The sequence below is a fragment of the Petrocella sp. genome (assembly GCF_059865615.1).
The window spans coordinates 1-2,939 of sequence record NZ_JCBCDA010000164.1; the positions used below are offsets into that span (position 1 = coordinate 1).

Annotated in this window: 4 protein-coding genes; all 4 read left to right on the top strand. The window is 42.1% G+C overall.

Annotated features, from left to right (window positions below):
- Nucleotides 1-897 (top strand): pilus assembly protein PilM (gene pilM / locus AC6F8J_RS15015; protein WP_500724433.1); only part of this gene is annotated, 897 nt, incomplete at its 5' end.
- A gap of 8 nt (nucleotides 898-905) precedes the next feature.
- Complete coding sequence (locus AC6F8J_RS15020) at nucleotides 906-1,466, top strand: PilN domain-containing protein (RefSeq protein WP_275842311.1); 561 nt, start codon at nucleotides 906-908, stop codon at nucleotides 1,464-1,466.
- Nucleotides 1,453-2,634, top strand: a complete 1,182-nt coding sequence (locus AC6F8J_RS15025) for an S-layer homology domain-containing protein (protein WP_500724434.1) — start codon at nucleotides 1,453-1,455, stop codon at nucleotides 2,632-2,634. The genes AC6F8J_RS15020 and AC6F8J_RS15025 overlap by 14 nt, the downstream gene beginning before the upstream one ends.
- A 96-nt stretch (nucleotides 2,635-2,730) precedes the next feature.
- Nucleotides 2,731-2,939, top strand: a 209-nt coding sequence (locus AC6F8J_RS15030) for a hypothetical protein (protein WP_500724435.1), incomplete at its 3' end; no start/stop codon positions are given.

Consider the following 2,939-nt stretch of genomic DNA (forward strand, 5'->3'; position numbering starts at 1 on the left):
AGTGCCAACTTGAAACATCTGATTAAGAACAATAAGATTCATGAGAAGAAGTGTTTTTGCTGTATCGAGAGCGGACAAATTATAACAAGAGACGTGTCCGTGCCCAGCAGTAATAAGGACACCTTACAAGATATGGCCAAATATGAAGTGGAACAGTTTCTGCCTATCGACATGGAAAACTATAGCGTCCAGTCTGTAGTCATGAAGGAATTGGAGATTGAAGATAAGCCCTTTGCGGAGATGTTGGTGACAGCGGTGCCTAAGCGGTTGATTGGGCAAATCCATACCTTAATTCACAAAGCAGGGTTGGAACCGGTTGTCCTTGATACTCAAGCCAACACCTTTGCCAAACTCATCGAGAACCAGAGACGACTTAACGGCAACGATTACCACCGAGAAAACACGGTGGCTTTTATAGATCTTGGCTATGAGAAAGTCCGTATCAGTATTTTTCAAAAAGGAAAAATGCGTTTTCAACGTCTTTTAGATTTTGGTGGCAAAGACATTGATCAGAACATCAGTAAGTTCGCTTCTATGCCCCTTGATGAAGCCCAAAAAAGTAAGATGAGCATTCATAATCTGAATTACCCGGTAAATGAACTCACCGATGAAGGTAAGGTGGTCAACATCATCAAGTCTACCTTAGACCATTGGTTTGAAGAGATTACCAAGGTATTTCGCTACTACAGTTCAAGGAATGCCATTGCCGGCCAGATTGAATACATCTATATCTATGGTGGTCTATCGAAGATTAATGGTTTTGAAGATTATATTCAGAGTGTTTTCAACTTACCTACGGAACGTATCAAGAAAGTCAGTTCGGTCACCTTAGACCAACAAGGCCAACTTGATTTGACAGAGATTCTTAACGCCCTTGGCGTTATGTATAGAAGGTAGGTGAGACGATGTCGGATTATAATTTTTTTAACGATCTATCGATAAAGAAAGAGAAAAAAAGCACCAGTTTTGTGGTCACACTCCTTTTGTGCATCCTCTTACTCCTAAGTATGGCTGGGCTTTTTGCTTACAATTATTACATCAGAACTTATTTGGAAGTGGACTTGGCAAACACCAATACGGCCATTGCAGAAATCAAGGCCAGTGAAGACCTAGGTCGTATTCTCCATAAAAAAGATATCTTAGATAATTTGGAGACCATTATTAGGAATATTGAAGTGGCCAATACGACCATACAGGGTCGCCATCAGGTCCAAGAGAATGTCTTTGCTATGATCAGCGACACCATGCCCATGGACGTAGAAGTGACCGGTATTGATATTGGGGATGGGGTCATTACCATGCGTGGTTTTGCTTTGAACAAACCGGCCATTGCTGAGTTTGAACATAATTTACGACAAATGACCTCTGTATCAGACCTCTTCATATCCGAGATTGTTAATAATGAGGCGGATTATGGATTCGTCATCCAAGTTCAAGTAGGAGGTGGTAGCCATGAGAATATCTAACCGTGAGAAAATCCTATTGACCTTGGTACTGACTTTTATAAGCGTTTGGATGGTATTTGTGTATGCCATAGAACCTCAGATGGCCAGTCTTAAAGATCTCAAACAAGAACTGCGTATTAGTAGACAAGAGTTACAAGGCCTAGAGAAATTAGTGGAAGATGAAGATAAGGTTGATCAGGCTGTTGAAGCAGCTTATGTGACCATGAAGGACAAGGCTGGGGCTTATTTTAACACCACCCCTCAAGAAGAGATTATTTTATTGCTCAATGACTTTCTACTCATGCCCTTCATTACCGAACACGTTATCAGCTTTGACATACCTGTCTGGGAAGAGGTTGATGGCATTGCCTTCAAAAAAGATGTGGTTCATATTTCTTATACAGGGCAGTATGCGTCCTTACTCAACATGTTAAAAAGCATGTGGTCCTTCCCTAAGCATATCAACATGACCACCGCCAGCATAGTTAAAGCCGAAGTGGAAGAAATTGAAGGCGATATTCAACTGGAATTCTACACCTTTGCTACAGACCTTGAGATTCAGGACGACTTGTATAAGTGGTATGTGGATGATCTCTTTTATAAGGAAAATCCTTTTTCCCCTTCCGTCCAAAGCGATGGCATCGTTCGTTATCTGTATATGGAGGGGAACAGTGAAGTTTTTAACTTTAGCCGGTATTTTGACTTCACAGATATTGCCGGTCATTATATGGAGGCCGAGATCCAAGCTTTTCTGGAAGCCGGTCATTTGTACCTGAACCCCTACTTGACTTTTGAACCGGACCAGCCCATGACCAGAGGTGAGTTTATCGTGCTATTGGATAAGGTCTACGATTGGCCTCTTGTGGACAGTGACTTGGACTTAACCACCTTTGATGACTATGAAGAACTGGGCAGCTTAGAGAACGCTTTTGCGAAGGCCATTCACCGTGGTTATCTAAGTGGCTTTATTGTGGGATACGAAGATAACACCCTAAGACCCAAGGACCCTATGACCTATGGTGAAGTAGAATTTGTAATGAATAAGATTAAGCCGGAGAGCAACTTTACATGGACAACCATTGGACAATCCCTAGAAGCAACCAAGTCTGTACCAGCCAAGGACTGGTCAGATCCTTTTGGCGTATTAACCAAGGCGGAAGCAGTTTACTTGTTATACTACTTTAGGTAAAAGACAACAGAGGCTTGCTTGAAGAATAAATCTTGCCACCAAGTGGATGTTATGGAAGTAGGTGATGGTATGAAGTTGAATAGAACTATAAGCAATATGAAAAATATAAAAAATGAACAAGGTGCCGCCTTGGCCTATGTGGTTGTGGTGATGACCGTTGTTTTCCTTTTAATGGGCGCGATGATTACGGTCAGTATGGGTGAGAACGATCAAGCCATCTATCAGACCGATTACATGAAGGCGTATTATATCGCTAGAGCCGGTGCCGAGTCCATGGCCATGGAAATGGAACGGATGGACAATAC